Below are 18,323 nucleotides of genomic sequence, written 5' to 3' on the forward strand. Positions count from 1 at the left end.
TTCCTTACCCGCCAGCCGCATTACAGCGTGTGATAATCCCGGTTCATATAGATGAGCGCCGGGTGCTTCTCGCTGAAGCGGACGGCGGCAACCTCACCGAAGATGACATTGTGTGTCGGCATTTCCTTGATGTCGGTCACCCGGCAGTCGAAGGCGGCGAGCGCATCGGCAAGAACGGGGGCGCCGGTGACGAGCGTGTCGAAACGGCCGCTGGCGAAGCGCTCGTCATTGGCAATCGCGGTGCGCCCGGAGAAAGCATCGGCGACGGCCTGGTGGTGGGCGCCGAGCGTGTTGAGCACGAAGATGCCGCTACGGAAAAAGATCTCGTTCTTCGGATTGGTATTGTTGAGGCAGATCAGCACCGAAGCCGGGTTGTCCGAGACCGAGCAGGCGGCGGTGATGGTGACGCCGCGGCGCAGACCTTCCATTGCCGTCGTCACAAGCTGCACATGACCGGCATAACGGCTCATGGCATCGCGATAAAGGCCGGGGTCGATATGCTGCCTGTTCAACACGTGCTTCTCCCGCGTGCTCTTCTGCCTGCGTCGTTCCTTAAATCGGGATCGATTTAGGAGAACTATGCAGCAATTCAAAATGCTACAGTGTCCTTTGCGCGACTGAAATGAGGTCCGGCACCGTAGTTCGACTTGCTATCGCGCCAATATGGCGAGCATCGGTTACCTTTTCTACAATAGGTCCGGTGAAAAGCGCTGGGTTCCGCTTGTTTTTCTTTGACGATTGCGGCCTTACGGATAAAAGGGCATGGACGATGGCTAGGGATCTTCGCCTTTCATGATCAACCTGCGTGGCATAGCAGCCTTTCTGACGCTGCTCGGAACGGCGGCGCAAGGTCATGCGGCCGGCGTGACGATCGGCGTCGTCGCCCCGCAGGGCGGGCCGCTCGGCCTGCTCGGCGCGCAGATCGCCGCCGGCGCCGGTTTCGAGATCCAGCAATCAGGCAATACGCTCGTCGCCGTCAACGAGACCTGCGAGGACAATAGCGGCGCGGCGGTCGCCGATGCGCTCGTGAGTGCCAAGGTGCAGATTGCCGTCGGTTTTCTCTGCAGTGAGACGCTGGAAGGCGCACTGCCGAAGCTGAAGGACGCCAATATTCCCGCGATCACCGTTTCGGCACGTTCGCGCATCCTGATGGAGGATGCGCTGAAAAACGGCTGGCCGCTCTTCCGCTTGGCACCGGCCGACGGCACTGAGGCGGCAAAGATCATCGAGGTGATCCTCAAGGACTGGGCAGCCGACCCGATCGCGCTGATCGAGGACGGCACCATTCATGGCCGCGAACTGACGGAAGCTGTGCGCAATGCGCTGGAGCAGAACGGCCTGAAGCCAGTTTTCACCGATACCTACCGGCCGGGACAGGAGCAGCAGATCGCCCTCGTCCGCCGCCTGAAACGGGCCGGCGCCACAAGGGTCTTCGTTGGCGGCGATCGCAACGACGTCGCCGTCATGGCCCGCGACGCCAAGGCGGAAAACATTCCGCTGTCGATCCTCGGCGGCGACGCCATGCGCGCCGCCGATCAGCCGCTGCCTCTCGCCCCCGGCGTGCGTGCCGTCGCCCTGCCCGAATATGCGCTTTTGCCAGAAGGCGCGCCGGCGGCCGGCGCTTTGCGCGCCAAGGGCACCGAGCCTGAAGGTTATGTCCTGCCATCCCTGGCGGCGGCCCTGATTGCCGGCCAGGCGGCCGAAGCCGCCGCTGCCGCCGGCAAGCCGCTGCGGGAGACCCTTGTCGGCACGACGTTCCAGACACCGATCGGCGCGGTCGCCTTCACCGGCGCGCACGAGCTTTCGCAAAACCCCTACCGCCTGCTTGAATGGCGGGGCAATGGCTTTTTTCCACCTGCTGCGCCGACGCAATGAGCGGCCGCCAGCCCTGAATTCCGGCGCCGTGCGCAGATGGCGCCCATACGGGAGTAAGACTTGATGACGCTGCCCATTCGCATTGCCCCTTCGATCCTCGCGGCGGATTTCGCCAGGCTCGGCGAGGAGGTGCGCGACGTAACGGCCGCCGGCGCCGACTGGATCCACCTCGACGTGATGGATGGGCATTTCGTGCCGAACATCTCCTTCGGTCCCGATGTCATCAAGTCGCTGCGTTCCTATACGAATGCCACTTTCGACTGCCATCTGATGATCTCTCCGGCCGATGACTACCTCGAAGCCTTTGCCAAGGCGGGCTGCGACCGCATCACCGTGCATGCCGAGTCCGGGCCACATCTGCACCGCTCACTGCAAACCATCCGCAATCTTGGCAAGAAGGTCGGCGTGACGATCAATCCGGCGACGCCGCTGAGCGCCATCGAGAACGTGGTCGAAGACGTCGACCTCATCCTCATCATGTCGGTCAATCCCGGTTTCGGCGGACAGAAATTCATTCCGGCGATGACGGCCAAGATCGCAGCGGCAAAGTCTCTGATCGGTGACCGGCCGATCGAACTCGAGGTCGACGGCGGCGTCACCGTGGAAACGGCGCCCGATATCGCGCGCGCCGGCGGCAACGTGCTCGTCGCCGGCTCGGCAATTTTCAAGGGCGGTACGGTCGACAGCTATCGTAAGACCGTCGCCGAATTGCGTCAGGCAGCCGAAGGGGCACGAGCATGATGAAGCGTCTGATCTTTGGTGGCATGATTGCAGCCGCATTGGCCGGCCTGCCCGGCTTGTCGCTGGCCGGAGACATTGCCAGCATCCAGCCGATCGGCTTTTCCGCTGACGGCAAGGTCTTCGCATTTCAGGAATTCGGCATCAAAGAAAACAGCAAGACTCCCTATTCGGAAACCTACTTCATCAATACCGACGGCGGCCAATATCTCGAAGGCACCCCCTTTCGCACCGAACTGACGGATAAGGACGCCAATCTTTCCAAGGCCCGCCGGCAGAACTTAACGGCGGCGCGCAGCCAGATGGATAAGTACGACCTTCTGACAAATCCGGGTCTGATTGCCGCCTTCAACCCGCCAACCGAGCTCGGCTCGCCCTCGAAGACACTTCGCTACACCACACTTGCGATCGATGGGCCACCGAAGACGCCCTATACGCTCTCACTCGGCGAGACGCCGGTGCCGACGCCGAAGGAATGCGCAACGGTCGACAAGCGTGTCCTTGGTTTCAGCCTGCAGATGATCGAGAAGGAAGGTGTCCCGAACCGTCAGGCTGCGCGGCAGGCAACGGCTGTTCCGGCCGAGCGCACATGCTCGGTCGAATTCAGGATCGGCGGCGCGGTGGTCTACCAGCCTGAAGACGGAAATCAAATTCACATTGCGCTGGTTCTCGCCTTCGATGCTGAGAGGAACGGACGCTGGATCGCCGTCCCGGTCCATCCCTGAGCATGGATCGCCCCAGGATGGATCGCCTAAGGGCGGCAAAGCCGCCCTCCTCCGATCTCTTTGCCGGCGCATTGCTCTGGGGCGTGCAGATGCTGGCCGCCGCCATGCTCGGCCTTTACCTCCGCAACGGCCTCGAGACGAGCCGGCTCGCCGAGGTGGCGGCACTCTATTTTCTCGGCGGCCTGCTCTCCTGGCCCTTCGCCCTGCCGGTCGCTCGGTTTTTTGCCTATAACAGGCCACCGGAAGCGCGCTTCGCCGCCTTTTTCGTGACGCTGACGGCAGCCACGATCCTGATGACCGCCCTCCTCTTCGCCATGGAATACCGGATCTTCTATTCGCGCTGGCACGCGCCCTTCGGCAGCGTCGCCTGGGCCTTCCAGTTCGTCTTCACCGGCATCAGTGCCGTCTACCAGTTCCTGGTGATCGGCCTTCGCCTTTTCCTGCCGCTCGGCCTCGTCTGCCTTGTCGTCAGCAGCTATCATCTCACCAAACGCATGCGTTGAGATTGCCGCCGGTCTTTGCTACAGGGGCGCTAACTCAATGAAGCAAACCTCTCGAAGTGAAGGCAGCCGCCCATGATCCCGCGTTACTCCCGGCCCGAAATGGTCGCCATCTGGTCTCCCGAAACCAAGTTCCGCATCTGGTTCGAGATCGAGGCACATGCCTGCGACGCGCTGGCCGAACTCGGCGTCATCCCGAAATCGGCGGCAAGGACGATCTGGGAAAAAGGGGGTGCGGCCACCTTCGACGTCGCCCGCATCGACGAAATCGAGGCGGTCACCAAGCATGACGTCATCGCCTTCCTGACTCACCTCGCCGAAATCGTCGGCCCGGATGCGCGCTTCGTCCACCAGGGCATGACCTCATCAGACGTGCTCGACACCTGCTTCAACGTCCAGCTGGTGCGTGCCACTGATATCCTCATCGCCGATCTCGACCGGCTCCTCGCAGCGCTGAAAACCCGCGCCTTCGAACACAAGGACACGGTCACCATCGGCCGCTCGCACGGCATCCATGCCGAGCCGACAACCTTCGGCGTCAAGCTGGCGCTTGCCTATGCCGAATTCGAGCGCTGCCGCCAGCGTCTCGTCGCTGCCCGCGAGGAAGTCGCGACCTGCGCTATCTCGGGCGCCGTCGGCACCTTCGCCAATATCGATCCGCGCGTCGAGGAACATGTCGCCGAAGCACTCGGCCTGAAGGCCGAGCCGGTCTCGACCCAGGTCATCCCGCGCGACCGCCACGCCATGTATTTCGCGACCCTCGGTGTTGTCGCCTCGTCGATCGAGCGGCTCGCGACCGAAATCCGCCATCTGCAGCGCACCGAAGTGCTGGAGGCGGAAGAATACTTCTCGCCCGGCCAGAAGGGCTCCTCGGCCATGCCGCACAAGCGTAACCCGGTGCTGACCGAAAACCTTACCGGCCTTGCCCGCATGGTCCGCTCCTACGCCATGCCGGCCATGGAAAACGTCGCCCTCTGGCACGAGCGCGATATCTCCCATTCCTCGGTCGAACGCATGATCGGCCCGGACGCCACAGTCACCCTCGATTTCGCCCTGTCGCGTCTGGCCGGCGTCGTCGAAAAGCTGCTTGTCTATCCCGAGAACATGGAGAAGAACCTCAACAAGTTCCGCGGCCTCGTCCACTCCCAGCGCGTCCTCCTGGCGCTGACCCAGGCCGGCACCTCCCGCGAAGACGCCTACCGGCTGGTGCAGCGCAATGCCATGAAGGTCTGGGAACAGGGCAAGGATTTTCTGGAAGAGCTGCTGGCTGACGCTGAGGTCAGGGCTGCCTTGTCCGAGGAGGATATTCGGGAGAAGTTCGACCTTGGATATCACACCAAGCATGTCGATACGATCTTCCGCCGCGTCTTCGGCAACGCTTGAGCGGACTGCAACGATGTGACGGCGTCTTGTAGCCGCCGTCCGACTGTTGACAAACTACTGCGAAAGCCGCGACGTCATCCTCGGCTTTGTTGTGCCGAGGATCTGCGCCGACCCAATTAAGTGACTGAAATAGATGTTTTCCTGTAAGAAACTGCAGTGGTTAGATGCTCGGCACAAGGCCGAGCATGACGGACGAGACTTTTTTAACAGACTGACGGGGACTTCGCAGGCGCCGTTTTCATTTCTGTCTTTTTCTTTTTGTGATTGCTGAATGGATGATGGTTAGCTTTTCTCAAGTGGCCGTTGTTTCTGCTTCGATGCTTTGGCATGCGCAGAGCGTTTGCGCGCCTGCGCCTTTTTCGGTGGTGGCATCGCTAGCTCAATCTCGGTCGTTTGGCAGGCCTCCGTCTGCCCCCTGCCCTTGGCGGCCTTGGCGACCAGTTCGTCGAGATGTTTCAGCTCTTCCTCGTCGAGATTTTCGATGCCGATAAAGCGGTTCTCCGCATGGCTTGTCAAAATGATTTCGTTGAGTTTGGCTTGGATTGCCCGGGTGTCGCGCGTCTGGGCGTTCTGCAGGACGAAGACCATCAGGAAGGTGATGATGGTCGTTCCCGTGTTGATGATGAGCTGCCAGGTTTCCGAATAGTCGAAGAAAGGTCCGAGCAAGGCCCAGATAATAACGACGCACAGTGCCAGGATGAAGATGACGGGCTTACCCGCCCATTCCGATGTCTTGCTTGCGAAGCGGGCAAACAGATGCGTCATCATCACCTCTGAAATCTCTCCTCGGAGTAAAAAAACTCCGAGGCAGGTTCGAGGTTCCCGAAAATCGGGGGATCACACGGTATGAAGGTTTTCCCGCGGGCAGGACCGAAGCTACACAGCTTCCCGCGCAATCAGCTTGCGGTAGAGATGCCAGGTCGCGTGGCCGAGGATCGGGATAACGAGTGCGAGTCCGGCAAAGACCGGGATGGTGCCGACAACGAGAAGTCCGGCGACGATCAGGCCCCAGAGCAGCACCGGTACCGGATTGGCGATCGTCGCACGAATCGAGGTCACGACGGCGGCAACCGCTCCGACGTCGCGGTCGAGCAGAAGCGGAAAGGTGATGACCGATATCGCCAGCACGACGAGCGCGAAGACAAAACCGATGAGATTGCCCCAGATGATCAGCTGCAGGCCCTGGGCCGTACCGAAGACCTGGCGGGTGAAGACCGTCATGGTGCGCGGGAACACATCACCGAGAAGATTGGCGTACAGCGTCTGTGCCGTCACCAGCCAGACGACGAAAAGGGCAAAGAGCATCAGTCCGACGGCGATGATCGATGGCAGCGCCGGCGAATGGCGCACCTCAAGCGCATGCGTCCATGACGTATCGAGGCCTTCCTCGCGTCGGCGGCTGATCTCATAAAGACCGATCGCCGCAATCGGACCGATCAGCACGAAACCGGACATCAGCGGGAATACCATCGGCAGCAGGTTGGCGCCGGAGGTCCACAGCGTCAGGAAGACGCCGGCGATTGGATACATCAGGCACAAGAACACATAGTGGGAAGGCTTTTCACTGAAATCTTCGAGCCCGCGCTTCAGCGCGTCGAAGACGTCGCCGATACCGATGCGATTGACCACGGGCCGCGCCTGGTTTTCACTGGCACCCGTCATGACATGAAATGCCGCCATGGCTTTCTCCTCCTCAGCCGAGACTTTGGTCGGCCGCGGATAGGCATCGGCGGGCAAGCCGATACGAAATCCGCAACCGGCACTGGAGCAACATAACAAAATTCATCGCCCGTGTCGCTCTCTCCCTTGCCGCCCCCTCTTGACATCTTGGGCGGGCTTTCTCACATCGGCGGCACTATGAAAGCCTCAGACGCAGATATCCTTATCATCCCCGGCTATACCAATTCCGGCCCCGGCCATTGGCAGAGCCGCTGGGAGGCGAAGCTCAGCACGGCGCGGCGCGTCGAACAGGCCGAATGGACGAAGCCGGTCCGCGAGGACTGGATCGCCCGTATCGCCGAAGAGGTGAACGCCTCGACCCGCCCCGTTGTGCTCGTCGCCCATTCGCTCGGCGTGCCCTCGGCAATCCATGCCATCCCGCATTTCCGCAAGCGGGTGGCAGGCGCTTTCCTCGTCGCTCCGCCTGAAGTCACCAATCCGGATATCCGCCCCAAGCACCTGATGACCTTCGGGCCCTATCCGCGCGACCCACTGCCCTTCCCTTCCATCACCGTCGCCAGCCGCAATGATCCGTTCGGCAGCTACGAGCATGCCGACGATATCGCCAGTTGCTGGGGTTCCTTCCTCGTCGATGCCGGCGAGGCGGGACATATCAGCGCTGAATCCGGGCACGGCCCCTGGCCGGAAGGAACAATGGTCTTCGCCCAGTTCCTCAGCCGCCTCTCTGTCTGATTTGGGAGACCCGGCGCTCGTCATTTCAGCGACTACTTTCTAAGGCTTTCTTAATAGAAGTGCCGCAGACTGCGCCGAGATGAAATCAGCGAGAATGCCCGTGAGGAAAGCCCATTCAGGGGCCCATGAAGCGCATGGCGATCCTGCAGCGGCTGAGGCCGGCGATGGGTCGACCGACGATTCTGATCTGGCTGAGCGCGAGAGCCGCTGGAACCATGCGCTTGTTGGTTCCGGCCTCGGCGTATGGGACCACAATTACCGTCTAAACCGGAAATATTATTCACCGACGTGGAAAACCATCCGCGGAATGGCGCCGGACGAGGACGTCGCCGGCGACTACGAGGCTTGGCTGCAACTCGTCCATCCCGACGACCGCGACTTCGTCGCCCATGCGATCGAGCGGCAGAATGCCGGCGATCCGGATTATCAGATCTTCCAATATCGTGAACGCCACAGGGACGGCCACTGGGTCTGGATCGACTGCCGTGGGGCCTGCGTCGAGTGGGATGAGAATGGCGTACCGACGCGCGTCGTTGGAACGGATACCGATATCACCGCCCGCAAGGAAGCCGAGGAGACGCTGTCGCGCCTGTCGCGCCGACTCGACCTGGCGCTGGAAGTTTCCCGCATCGGCGTCTTCGAGGCCGATATCGAAAACGACGTCGTCGAATGGGATGATCGCCTGATTGCCATCTACGGCTTGCAGGGTGCGGCACGCAAGATCGGCGGTGACGCCTGGGCCAAGAGCCTGCATCCGGATGACCGTGAACGCGTGCTCGGCCTCGCCGATCGCAGCGTCGAAAGCGGCAGCGATTTTCAGCAGGAATACCGCATCATCCGCGGCGACGGAGTCGAACGAATCATCCGTGCCCGCTCGGCCTTCTTCGTCGACGGCAATGGCCAACGCAAACTGATCGGCGCCAATTGGGACGTCACCGAGGAGGTCGCGCTTCGCAACGAGCTGCAGCGCGCCAAGGAACTGGCGGAAGCCCGTAACCGCGAACTCGAAGCCGCCAAGGAGAGCATCGAGCATCTGGCCTTGCACGATTATCTCACTGGTCTGCCGAACCGCCGTTATCTCGACAAGATGCTGGACGACCGCGCGGCGGAATGCCGGGCTAACGGCCTCGCTTTGGCGGTTCTGCATATCGATCTCGACCGCTTCAAGCAGATCAACGATACCCTCGGCCATCGGGCGGGCGACGCCATGCTGCAACACACCGCAAATGTGCTCAGACATTCCGTTCGCGCCGCTGATTTCGTCGCGCGTATCGGCGGTGACGAATTTGTCATCCTCTGCGCCGTCGACGCTGCATCGAAGAAGATCGCCAGCCTGGCCGAACGCCTGATCCGCGAACTGCGCCGGCCCGTCAGATATGAGGGGCATGACTGCCGTTTCGGCGCCAGCATCGGCATCGCGGTCGATGGCGGCGCCAAGCTCGACGCCAAGCAGACGCTGCTCGACGCCGACATTGCGCTCTATCGCGCCAAGGGGCTTGGCCGAAACCGCTTCGAATTCTTCTCGGCATCGGCCCGCAACGATATCGTCTCCGCCAAGCAGCTCGCCGATGAAATCCTCATCGGCCTGGAGCGCGATGAATTCGTGCCGTTCTATCAGTTGCAGTTCGACGCCCGCACGCTCGATGTCACAGGCATCGAGACGCTCGCACGGTGGCAACACCCCGTGCACGGCCTGCTGACGCCGGATCGCTTTCTCGATATCGCCGAGGATCTCGACGTCGTCTCGACGATCGACGCCCTGATCCTGGAGCGCGCGCTGGCAGACCGGCGTGCCTGGATCAAGGATGGGCTGTCGATCCCCAAAATATCGGTCAACGTTTCCGCCCGGCGGCTGACCGATCCCGACCTCGGCAAAAAGCTCCGCGCCCTGAAGATCGAACCCGGCGCCATCGCCTTCGAACTGCTGGAATCGATCTCGCTCGACGATTGCGACGAGGCGGTGGCCGCCAATTTGAAAAAGCTGCGCAAGCTCGGCATCGACATCCATATCGACGACTTCGGCACCGGCCACGCCTCGATCGTCAGCCTTCTGCGCCTGAGCCCGAACACGCTGAAGATTGATCGCGAGCTGATCCGCATGCTGCCGCACTCGGCCGAGCAGCGTAAGCTCGTCGGCGCGATCATCGATATCGGGCGCTCGCTCAATATACTCGTCATTGCCGAGGGCGTGGAGACGGCGGATCATGTCCGCATTCTGGAGCAACTCGGCTGCGACACGCTGCAGGGCTATGCGCTCGCCCGGCCGATGCCGGCCATGCAGATCCCCTCCTTCATTCGCGCGGGATGCTGGCGCCTCGGGCTGACCGCCGCGCGCGGCCTGCAGACGCATCTTCGCCGCGCGCTGCCAAGCAGAAGAGTCAAATAAAACCTGTATAAGCGGCCCGCCATTTCGCCTTCATTCCACCATAGAGGAAAAGCCGCTAGACTCGTAAAGCGAATTCATTCGATTCTCTTGGCGCTATTCCGTAAAATCCGGAAATAGGGCCACCAAATCCGGGAACCGCGGCCACGAAATCCGGAAACCGGGGAAGGAGCGACAGGCGGATTGTGAAACACTCTCTTTTCCTTTAAGGGGACGCCACGAGATCGATCCACTCGCGCTATCCCAAGAGCGCCAACAACAGAGAATGACCAAGATGAACCGTCGCCGCCGTATCTACGAGGGCAAGGCAAAGATTCTGTATGAGGGTCCGGAGCCGGGCACTTTGATCCAGTTCTTCAAGGACGATGCCACCGCCTTCAACAAGAAGAAACACGAAGTCATCGACGGCAAGGGCGTCCTCAACAACCGCATTTCCGAATATATCTTCAGCCACCTGAACAAGATCGGCATCCCCACCCATTTCATCCGCCGGCTCAATATGCGCGAGCAGCTGATCAGGGAGGTGGAGATGATCCCGCTGGAGATCGTCGTGCGCAACGTCGCTGCCGGTTCTCTCGCCAAGCGCCTCGGTATCGAGGAAGGCGTCGTGCTGCCCCGCTCGATCATCGAGTTCTATTACAAGTCCGATGCGCTCGACGATCCGATGGTCTCCGAAGAGCACATCACCGCCTTCGGCTGGGCTAATCCGGCCGAGCTCGACGACATCATGGCGCTCGCCATCCGCGTCAATGATTTCATGACCGGTCTCTTCCTCGGCGTCGGCATCCAGCTTGTCGATTTCAAGATCGAATGCGGCCGCCTCTTCGAAGGCGATCTGATGCGCATCATCCTCGCCGACGAGATCTCGCCGGACAGCTGCCGGCTTTGGGATATCGAAACCCGCGAGAAGATGGATAAGGACCGCTTCCGCCGCGACCTCGGCGGCTTGCTTGAAGCCTACTCCGAAGTCGCTCGCCGTCTCGGCATCATCAATGAAAACGAGCCTGTGCGCGGCACCGGCCCCGTTTTGGTTAAGTAAAGATCGTCTGGTCAAGTAAGGCAGGAAAGACAAAGTGATCAAGGCTCGTGTCACCGTCACGCTGAAAAACGGCGTTCTCGATCCGCAGGGCAAGGCCATTGAAGGGGCGCTCAGCGCCCTCGGCTTTTCGGGCGTCGGCCATGTAAGGCAGGGCAAGGTCTTCGACCTCGAGCTCGAAGGCGCCGACAAGGCCAGCGCCGAGGCAGACCTCAAGGCGATGTGCGAAAAACTGCTCGCCAACACTGTCATCGAGAATTACGCGATCGCGATCGACTGACCTGCAGACCTGCCCGTCAACCGGCGGGTCTTATGGATTGAGCGTCATGCTGAAGGCAAAGCTGGAGACGGAAGTCTCGAAATTCATGAGCTATGTTTTGCGCCATGCGCCGGATGCCGCAGGCTTGACGCTTGATGCCGAGGGTTGGGTGTCGTTCGATGATCTCGAAAAGGTGCTGACGTCGAAATACGGCGTCTCCCGCGCCGATATCGTCGAGATCATCGACAACAGTCCGAAGAAACGCTTCACGCTTGTCGATAACAGGATCCGCGCCAATCAAGGTCACAGTGTCGAGGTCGATCTGGCGTTAGCCCCGGTTCAACCGCCGGCAGTTCTCTTTCACGGCACGTCACTCACGAACTGGCCGTCGATCGAGCGCGAAGGCCTGAAGAAGATGGAGCGGCACCACGTCCATCTGTCGGCCGACATTGATACGGCGAAAATTGTCGCCGTGCGCCGCAAGGGCGACTATATCATTCTGCGTGTCGACGCAGCCGCCATGTTTTCAGAAGGCCATTCTTTCTTTGTCGCGGACAATGGAGTATGGCTCGCCGAGAGCGTTCCAGTCCAATATCTTTCGCGAAATGCGGGGACTCTATGAAATCAGCCGTCGTTCAACTTCCGGGCCTCAACCGCGATCGCGACATGATCGCCGCTCTCACCAAGATCTCGGGTCACCAGCCGGTGACGATCTGGCAAACGGAGACGGAAATCCCCGACGTTGACCTGATCGTCATCCCCGGCGGCTTCTCCTATGGCGATTATCTGCGCTGCGGCGCGATCGCCGCCCGCATGCCGGTCATGCAGGCGATCATCGACAAGGCTGCAAAGGGCGTGAAGGTGCTCGGCGTCTGCAACGGCTTCCAGATCCTCGTCGAAGCGGGCCTGCTGCCGGGCGCGCTGATGCGCAACGCCTCGCTGAAATTCGTCTGCCGCGAGATCAAGCTCGAAGTCGTCAATGCCGAGACGGATTTCACCCGCGCCTACGCGCAAGGACAGGTCATCCGTTGCCCGGTCGCCCATCACGACGGCAATTATTTTGCCGACGAAGCGACGTTGGCGAAGATCGAGGGCAATGGTCAGGTTCTGTTCCGTTATGCCGAGGGCACCAATCCGAACGGCTCGATCAACGACATTGCCGGCGTGATGAACGAAAAGGGCAATGTGCTCGGCATGATGCCGCATCCGGAAAACCTGATCGAGGCCGCCCATGGCGGTTCGGATGGCCGGGCCCTCTTCGCCTCGGCGCTCGACGTCGTCGCCGCCTGACCTCACCTCAGCCCTGCCGCCCGCAGGCCTACCGCGGGCAACGGCATGCAGCCGAGAAGACTTTCATCCGGATCACTGGAGCAAGATCAATGCGCCCTCGCCTCACCGTCGCAAACGCCGCTTTGTTGACCGCTCTGGCAACCGTTGTCGCGGCCTGCCAGTCGCCGGCACCGGCGGCAGGCCCAAACCGGGCGGCGTTGCCGACGATGGAGCGCGTAGCGCTCGGCGCCAATGCCTGCTGGTTCAAATCTGGCGATCCGGCCTTTGCAGCCTATAAGCTCGCTCCGGAACTCAATTCCTTCTCCGGTCGGCCGCGCATCCTGCTCGTCCACAAGGGCAGCCCGGAAAGCCGGCCGCTGCTCGTCGTCCAGGCCGAGGGAAGCCCTGCCCATCTGCAGACCTTTGGTCCGATGATGCAGGAGCCTGTCGCCGGCCGCATCGCCGCCGATGTCAATCGTTGGTCCGGCGGCAACAGGGCCTGCAAATGATCGCTGCGGTCGCCCGCAGCATCAGTCCCAGAAAAATGACTTGCTGATTTCGCGTGCGGCTTCGGACTGCGAAACCCCGATATCCTTGAGTCCTGCCGCAGTAAGCTCCCTGAGCGCGCGCCGGCCCTCCCGCTTCTGATGCCAGAGACGAATGGCGGCCCAGATCCGTCCCAGATGCGTCGTCGCTTCGGCAGGCGGGCTGGGAAGGATGACGCGCCTGTCCTCATAAGAGACAATAGGTACAATGGGCGTGTTGATTTCGGGCAATGCAGACATTTCAGGGATCCTCTCGGCTCATCCTTGAGATTGACTCTTAATCTTGACAGGTACGGGGTGACAATATAAGCAATTGTCACCATGACAAATTGGCTTCCTGATCTTTCCCGCGGCTCCGGGCCGGTCTATCTCCGGCTTGCAGACAGCATCGAATCCGCCATTGCGAGCGGCGCCCTGCCCGCCGGCAGCAAGTTGCCGCCGCAGCGCAATCTTGCCTATGATATCGGCGTGACGATCGGCACGATCGGCCGCGCCTATGCGCTGGTGCACGAGCGCGGCCTGGTTGCCGGCGAGGTGGGCCGCGGCACTTATGTGCTGAACCGCGCCGAGACGCCGCCCGGCGAACAAACCGATGCACTGGCCGTCTCGCTCGGCGGCACTCGCTTTCAGGACGCGCCCGCCGACAAGATCCGTTTCGATACGACAGCCGCCCCAGACCTCGGCCAAGGCAAGATCATCTCAGCCATCCTCGCCGAGATCGGCGAACAGCATCTCACCGAGATTTCCTCCTATTCCCGTAGTTTTCCGCGCAACTGGTTCGACGCCGGCCGCCGCTGGCTTGCCCGCAGCGGCTGGACACCGGAGGTCGAAAACATCGTGCCGACGCTCGGCGCCCATGCCGCGGCGGTCGCCGTTATTGCCGCTGTCTCGGCGCCGGGCGACAAGATCGTCTTCGAAAATCTGACCTATACCCAGGTCAGCCGCAGCGCCCGCCTTCTCGGCCGCCGCACGGTGACGGTCGATTCGGACGAATTCGGCTTCATTCCTGACGATTTCGAACGGCTCTGCCAGCAGCAGCATCCGAAGATCGCCTTCCTGATGCCGACCGTGCATAATCCGACAGTGACGATCATGCCCTACGAGCGGCGCGCAGCGATTGCTGCAATTGCCAGAAAGCACAGCGTCTGGCTAATCGAGGACGACCTCTACGGCGGCATGGCCGACGATGAGACGCCGCTCATCGCCGCGCTTGCGCCCGACCGCACCTTCCTGGTCAACGGCCTGTCGAAATCGGTCGCCGCCGGTGTGCGCGGCGGCTGGGTCGCCTGCCCGCCACACTTTGCCCAGCGCATCAAGGTGACGCACAGGATGGTCACGGGTGGCCTGCCTTTCATTCTGGCGGAGACCTGTGCCCGCCTGGTCGAAAGCGGCCGGGCGCACGAGATCCGCAAGGAAGTTATCGGAGAACTCTCCCGGCGCGCCTATATCGCCCGCGAGCATCTGCAGGGTTTCGACTTCGCGTCGCACCCGCATGCGCCCTTCCTCTGGCTGAAACTGCCGGAGCCCTGGATGTCTGGCACCTTCAAGAATGCAGCCTTTCGCGACGGCGTGCTGGTCGATGACGAAGACGAATTCAAGGCGGCTCGCAGCGAGAAAACCTATTACCGCATTCGCATCGGCTTCTCCTCACCCAAAACGGGCCAGGAATTGACCGCAGGCCTGATGATCCTGCGCCGGCTGCTGGAAAATGGCGGATCCGCCTATGACGGCGAAATATGACCTGTTGCAAATACACGCCATAATTCCGAAAAAACGCACACGCCTGACGAGAGCGCTTTACCACTGCGACCCCCATGCTACCTCTTTGTCATTCCCGCTTGGTGCGAATCAAAGGACGGCAGATGAGGGTCGAGTTCGGAAAGATGGCGTTACGCTTCTTGGGGCTGGCATCCGTGGCGGCCGTAGCCGTCACCTCGATGGCGGGTTCGGTCAATGCCGGCGAGCAGATATTCGATGAATTGCGTTTCGGGGCCTCCGCCTCGGTGCAATCGGGTCGTGCCGGGGAAGATGGCGTCTTTCCGGAGATTACCGCTCTCTTCGATCCTTTCGGATATGAGCAGGCTGTCGGCTGGCAGCAACAGCTGTTGCATCCTCGTGTCCATCTCGGCACGTCGATCGGCACTTCGGGTGAAGCAACCCAATTCTTCACGGGCTTCACCTGGACAGTCGATCTCAATGAAAAACTCTTTGCCGAAGCCGGATTCGGCGGCGTCATCCATACCGGCGAGCTGGACGACAATGATGACGGCCCGGAACTCGGCTGCCGCGTCCTGTTCCACGAATATGTCGGCGCCGGTTACCGTTTAACCCGCAATTGGAACGTGATGGCCCAGATCGCCCACTCCTCTCATGCCGATCTCTGCGACGGCCCGAATGACGGAATGACGCGCGCCGGCATCCAGATCGGCTACAAGTTCTGAGCGATTGGCGCCTTTACGAGAAAAGCCTGCCCGCCCTCTGTTGACGGCGGGCTTTTTTCTGTCGCGCGTCGCCGCTACATAAGCTAAAGACAGCGCAAAACGCGCCAGGGACTTTCCGCTCATGACCATTCCAAACACCATCCCGATCACGCCGGAACTCATTGCAAGCCACGGCCTGAAGCCGGACGAGTACCAGCGCATCCTGGATCTGATCGGCCGCGAGCCGACCTTCACCGAGCTCGGCATCTTCTCGGCCATGTGGAACGAGCACTGCTCCTACAAATCCTCGAAGAAATGGCTGCGCACGCTGCCGACCAAGGGGCCACGCGTCATCCAGGGGCCTGGCGAGAATGCCGGCGTCGTCGATATCGATGACGGGGATTGCGTCGTCTTCAAGATGGAGAGCCACAACCACCCCTCCTATATCGAGCCATACCAGGGTGCTGCGACCGGCGTCGGCGGCATCCTTCGCGACGTCTTCACCATGGGCGCGCGCCCGATCGCCGCGATGAACGCGCTGCGTTTTGGCGAACCGGATCATCCGAAGACCCGCCATCTCGTCTCCGGCGTCGTTTCCGGAGTCGGCGGTTACGGCAATTCCTTCGGCGTTCCCACGGTCGGTGGCGAAGTCGAGTTCGATGCGCGTTATAACGGCAACATACTCGTCAACGCCTTTGCCGCTGGTATCGCCAAATCCAACGCCATCTTCCTCTCCGAAGCCAAGGGCGTCGGTCTTCCGGTCGTCTATCTCGGCGCTAAGACCGGCCGCGACGGCGTCGGCGGCGCGACAATGGCATCGGCCGAATTCGACGAATCGATCGAAGAAAAGCGCCCGACAGTTCAGGTCGGCGACCCCTTCACCGAAAAATGCCTGCTCGAAGCCTGCCTCGAGTTGATGCAGACCGGCGCCGTCATCGCCATCCAGGACATGGGTGCGGCCGGCCTCACCTGCTCGGCCGTCGAAATGGGCGCCAAGGGCGATCTCGGCATTCTGCTGGAACTCGACAAGGTGCCGGTCCGTGAAGAGCGGATGACCGCCTATGAGATGATGCTGTCGGAAAGCCAGGAGCGCATGCTCATGGTGCTGCAGCCGGAAAAAGAAGAGCAGGCCAAGGCGATCTTCGTCAAATGGGGCCTCGACTTCGCCATCGTCGGCAGGACGACCGACGACCTGCGCTTCCGCGTCATGCATCAGGGCGAAGAAGTCGCCAACCTGCCGATCAAGGATCTCGGCGACCAGGCGCCGGAATATGACCGCCCCTGGCGTGAATCCGGCAAGCCTGCGCCCCTGCCCGCCAATCTCGTCGCGGCGCCTAAGGATTACGGCCAGGCGCTGCTCCAGCTCGTCGGCTCCGCCAATCAGTCGAGCCGCCGCTGGGTCTATGAGCAGTATGACACGCTGATCCAGGGCAACTCGCTGCAGCTCCCCGGCGGCGACGCCGGCGTCGTGCGCGTCGATGGCCACAAGAGCAAGGCGCTTGCCTTCTCCTCCGACGTGACGCCGCGTTATGTCGAGGCCGATCCCTTCGAGGGCGGCAAGCAGGCGGTCGCCGAATGCTGGCGCAACATCACCGCGACCGGCGCCGAGCCGCTTGCCGCCACCGACAATTTGAACTTCGGCAACCCCGAAAAGCCCGAGATCATGGGCCAGTTCGTGCAGGCGGTGAAGGGCATCGGCGAAGCATGCCGCGCGCTCGACTTTCCGATTGTCTCCGGCAACGTCTCGCTCTACAACGAGACCAATGGCGTCGCCATCCTGCCGACGCCGACGATTGCAGGCGTCGGCCTGCTGCCGGACTGGCGCAAGATGGTCCGCATCGGCAGCGCCAATGACGGCGACAAGGTGATCATGATCGGCGTCGACGGCAGCCATCTCGGTCAGTCCGTCTATCTCAGAGACCTGCTCTCCAGTCGTGAAGGGCCGGCGCCAGAAGTCGATCTCTTCGCCGAGCGCCGCAACGGCGATTTCGTCCGCTCCGTCATCCGCAACGGCCAGGCGACCGCCTGCCACGACATATCCTCGGGCGGTCTGGCCGTCGCGCTCGCCGAAATGGCCATGGCCTCGGACAAAGGCATGAAGATCGATCTCGGCGAAGGCAAGGGTGCTGCGCATGCGCTGCTCTTCGGCGAAGACCAGGCCCGTTACGTGCTGACTGTGCCGGCCGATGTCGCCGATTTCGTCTGCGTCAATGCGGAAGGCGCCGGCGTTCCCTTCCGTCGCCTCGGCACGGTCGGGGGCGATACACTTGATGTCGGCGATCTTATTTCACTGCCGATTCAGCAATTGCGCGATGCCCATGAATCGTGGTTCCCTGACTTCATGGAAGGCCGCGGCGAGCTTGCCGCGGAATGATGCGCAAGGAGTAACGATCATGGCCATGAAACCCGGCGATATCGAAGACATGATCAAGGCTGGGATTCCCGGTGCCAAGGTGACGATCCGCGATCTGGCGGGCGACGGCGATCACTACGCCGCCGAAGTCGTCGCTGAAGCCTTCCGCGGCAAGAGCCGCGTACAGCAGCACCAGATGGTCTACGAGGCGCTGAAGGGAAACATGGGCGGCGTATTGCACGCTCTCGCCCTGCAGACCTCCGCGCCGGATTGACATGCCGGCTTCGGCCGGCCGAAGCTTTGAAATAAAGAGGCCCGGGCGGAAGGATTCTTTCCTTCCGGGTCTTTAGTTCTCTGCAAAGCGGTTCTGCATGACAACGGTGTCCGGCCTCGCATGCGCCGTGCTTCAACCTCCCTCATTCCTG

The 18,323-nt window shown here is 61.5% G+C and carries 20 protein-coding genes; 16 read left to right on the forward strand and 4 right to left on the reverse strand.

Annotated elements, in window-relative coordinates; all coding sequences use genetic code 11:
* Positions 1-20: 20 nt before the first annotated feature.
* Positions 21-515 carry a flavin reductase gene (locus PH551_RS16275; RefSeq protein WP_085778299.1) on the reverse strand — a complete coding sequence of 165 codons (495 nt, stop codon included), beginning with the start codon at positions 513-515 and terminating at the stop codon, positions 21-23.
* Between the two features lie 277 nt (positions 516-792).
* On the opposite strand from PH551_RS16275, the gene PH551_RS16280 reads away from it, so the two are divergent.
* The 5 genes from PH551_RS16280 to purB all read left to right on the forward strand — a co-directional run bounded on the left by PH551_RS16280 (position 793) and on the right by purB (position 5,221).
* On the forward strand, positions 793-1,875 hold the full coding sequence (locus tag PH551_RS16280) for an ABC transporter substrate-binding protein (RefSeq protein WP_285193759.1): 1,083 nt from the start codon (positions 793-795) through the stop codon (positions 1,873-1,875).
* Positions 1,876-1,938: 63 nt separating this feature from the next.
* Positions 1,939-2,616 carry a ribulose-phosphate 3-epimerase gene (gene rpe, locus PH551_RS16285; RefSeq protein WP_285193760.1) on the forward strand — a complete coding sequence of 226 codons (678 nt, stop codon included), beginning with the start codon at positions 1,939-1,941 and terminating at the stop codon, positions 2,614-2,616.
* Positions 2,613-3,338: a DUF2259 domain-containing protein gene (locus PH551_RS16290; protein WP_285193761.1), complete on the forward strand. Its 726-nt coding sequence runs from the start codon at positions 2,613-2,615 to the stop codon at positions 3,336-3,338. Before rpe ends, PH551_RS16290 begins: the two co-directional genes overlap by 4 nt.
* 17 nt (positions 3,339-3,355) lie before the next feature.
* Entirely contained in the window at positions 3,356-3,841 is a 486-nt protein-coding gene (locus tag PH551_RS16295) for a hypothetical protein (protein ID WP_285193762.1), read from the forward strand.
* 72 nt (positions 3,842-3,913) lie between these two features.
* Entirely contained in the window at positions 3,914-5,221 is a 1,308-nt protein-coding gene (gene purB / locus PH551_RS16300; protein WP_097599261.1) for an adenylosuccinate lyase, read from the forward strand.
* Between the two features lie 282 nt (positions 5,222-5,503).
* Here the strand turns inward: purB and PH551_RS16305 are convergent, their stop codons facing one another.
* Together PH551_RS16305 and PH551_RS16310 are read right to left on the reverse strand one after the other, a co-directional pair.
* Positions 5,504-5,986 carry a low affinity iron permease family protein gene (locus PH551_RS16305; RefSeq protein ID WP_285193852.1) on the reverse strand — a complete coding sequence of 161 codons (483 nt, stop codon included), beginning with the start codon at positions 5,984-5,986 and terminating at the stop codon, positions 5,504-5,506.
* 111 nt (positions 5,987-6,097) lie between these two features.
* Positions 6,098-6,901, reverse strand: a complete 804-nt coding sequence (locus PH551_RS16310) for a DUF2189 domain-containing protein (RefSeq protein ID WP_285193763.1) — start codon at positions 6,899-6,901, stop codon at positions 6,098-6,100.
* Positions 6,902-7,078: 177 nt separating this feature from the next.
* Here PH551_RS16310 and PH551_RS16315 point away from each other — a divergent pair, with 177 nt between their 5' ends.
* The 7 genes from PH551_RS16315 to PH551_RS16345 all read left to right on the forward strand — a co-directional run bounded on the left by PH551_RS16315 (position 7,079) and on the right by PH551_RS16345 (position 13,089).
* Positions 7,079-7,633, forward strand: a complete 555-nt coding sequence (locus PH551_RS16315; RefSeq protein WP_085778306.1) for an RBBP9/YdeN family alpha/beta hydrolase — start codon at positions 7,079-7,081, stop codon at positions 7,631-7,633.
* Positions 7,634-7,727: 94 nt separating this feature from the next.
* Positions 7,728-10,019, forward strand: coding sequence for a putative bifunctional diguanylate cyclase/phosphodiesterase (locus tag PH551_RS16320; RefSeq protein ID WP_285193765.1), 2,292 nt, complete (start codon positions 7,728-7,730; stop codon positions 10,017-10,019).
* A 271-nt stretch (positions 10,020-10,290) separates the two neighbouring features.
* Positions 10,291-11,055: a phosphoribosylaminoimidazolesuccinocarboxamide synthase gene (gene purC / locus PH551_RS16325; RefSeq protein WP_085780082.1), complete on the forward strand. Its 765-nt coding sequence runs from the start codon at positions 10,291-10,293 to the stop codon at positions 11,053-11,055.
* Positions 11,056-11,089: 34 nt separating this feature from the next.
* Positions 11,090-11,332 (forward strand): phosphoribosylformylglycinamidine synthase subunit PurS, encoded by a 243-nt coding sequence (gene purS, locus PH551_RS16330; protein WP_085778308.1) that lies wholly within the window; start codon positions 11,090-11,092, stop codon positions 11,330-11,332.
* A gap of 46 nt (positions 11,333-11,378) precedes the next feature.
* Positions 11,379-11,933 carry an RNA 2'-phosphotransferase gene (locus PH551_RS16335; protein WP_285193767.1) on the forward strand — a complete coding sequence of 185 codons (555 nt, stop codon included), beginning with the start codon at positions 11,379-11,381 and terminating at the stop codon, positions 11,931-11,933.
* The gene (gene purQ, locus PH551_RS16340; RefSeq protein ID WP_085778310.1) at positions 11,930-12,601 is read left to right on the forward strand and encodes a phosphoribosylformylglycinamidine synthase subunit PurQ; all 672 of its coding nucleotides are present in this window, start codon (positions 11,930-11,932) and stop codon (positions 12,599-12,601) included. Before PH551_RS16335 ends, purQ begins: the two co-directional genes overlap by 4 nt.
* Before the next feature lie 89 nt (positions 12,602-12,690).
* Positions 12,691-13,089, forward strand: a complete 399-nt coding sequence (locus PH551_RS16345; protein ID WP_285193768.1) for a hypothetical protein — start codon at positions 12,691-12,693, stop codon at positions 13,087-13,089.
* A gap of 21 nt (positions 13,090-13,110) precedes the next feature.
* Here PH551_RS16345 and PH551_RS16350 read toward each other — a convergent pair whose 3' ends face one another.
* Positions 13,111-13,365 (reverse strand): DUF1127 domain-containing protein, encoded by a 255-nt coding sequence (locus PH551_RS16350; protein WP_011425543.1) that lies wholly within the window; start codon positions 13,363-13,365, stop codon positions 13,111-13,113.
* A gap of 81 nt (positions 13,366-13,446) precedes the next feature.
* Between PH551_RS16350 and PH551_RS16355 the strand changes: the two genes are divergently transcribed.
* The 4 genes from PH551_RS16355 (at position 13,447) to PH551_RS16370 (ending at position 18,172) form a co-directional block, all read left to right on the forward strand.
* Complete coding sequence (locus PH551_RS16355; RefSeq protein ID WP_285193771.1) at positions 13,447-14,865, forward strand: aminotransferase-like domain-containing protein; 1,419 nt, start codon at positions 13,447-13,449, stop codon at positions 14,863-14,865.
* Between the two features lie 122 nt (positions 14,866-14,987).
* Complete coding sequence (locus PH551_RS16360; RefSeq protein ID WP_285193772.1) at positions 14,988-15,566, forward strand: acyloxyacyl hydrolase; 579 nt, start codon at positions 14,988-14,990, stop codon at positions 15,564-15,566.
* A gap of 121 nt (positions 15,567-15,687) precedes the next feature.
* Positions 15,688-17,919 carry a phosphoribosylformylglycinamidine synthase subunit PurL gene (gene purL, locus PH551_RS16365; protein WP_085778315.1) on the forward strand — a complete coding sequence of 744 codons (2,232 nt, stop codon included), beginning with the start codon at positions 15,688-15,690 and terminating at the stop codon, positions 17,917-17,919.
* Positions 17,920-17,938: 19 nt separating this feature from the next.
* Complete coding sequence (locus tag PH551_RS16370; RefSeq protein WP_004676237.1) at positions 17,939-18,172, forward strand: BolA/IbaG family iron-sulfur metabolism protein; 234 nt, start codon at positions 17,939-17,941, stop codon at positions 18,170-18,172.
* Positions 18,173-18,323 lie beyond the last annotated feature (151 nt).

The organism is Rhizobium atlanticum (assembly GCF_030182485.1).
GTDB lineage: Bacteria > Pseudomonadota > Alphaproteobacteria > Rhizobiales > Rhizobiaceae > Rhizobium.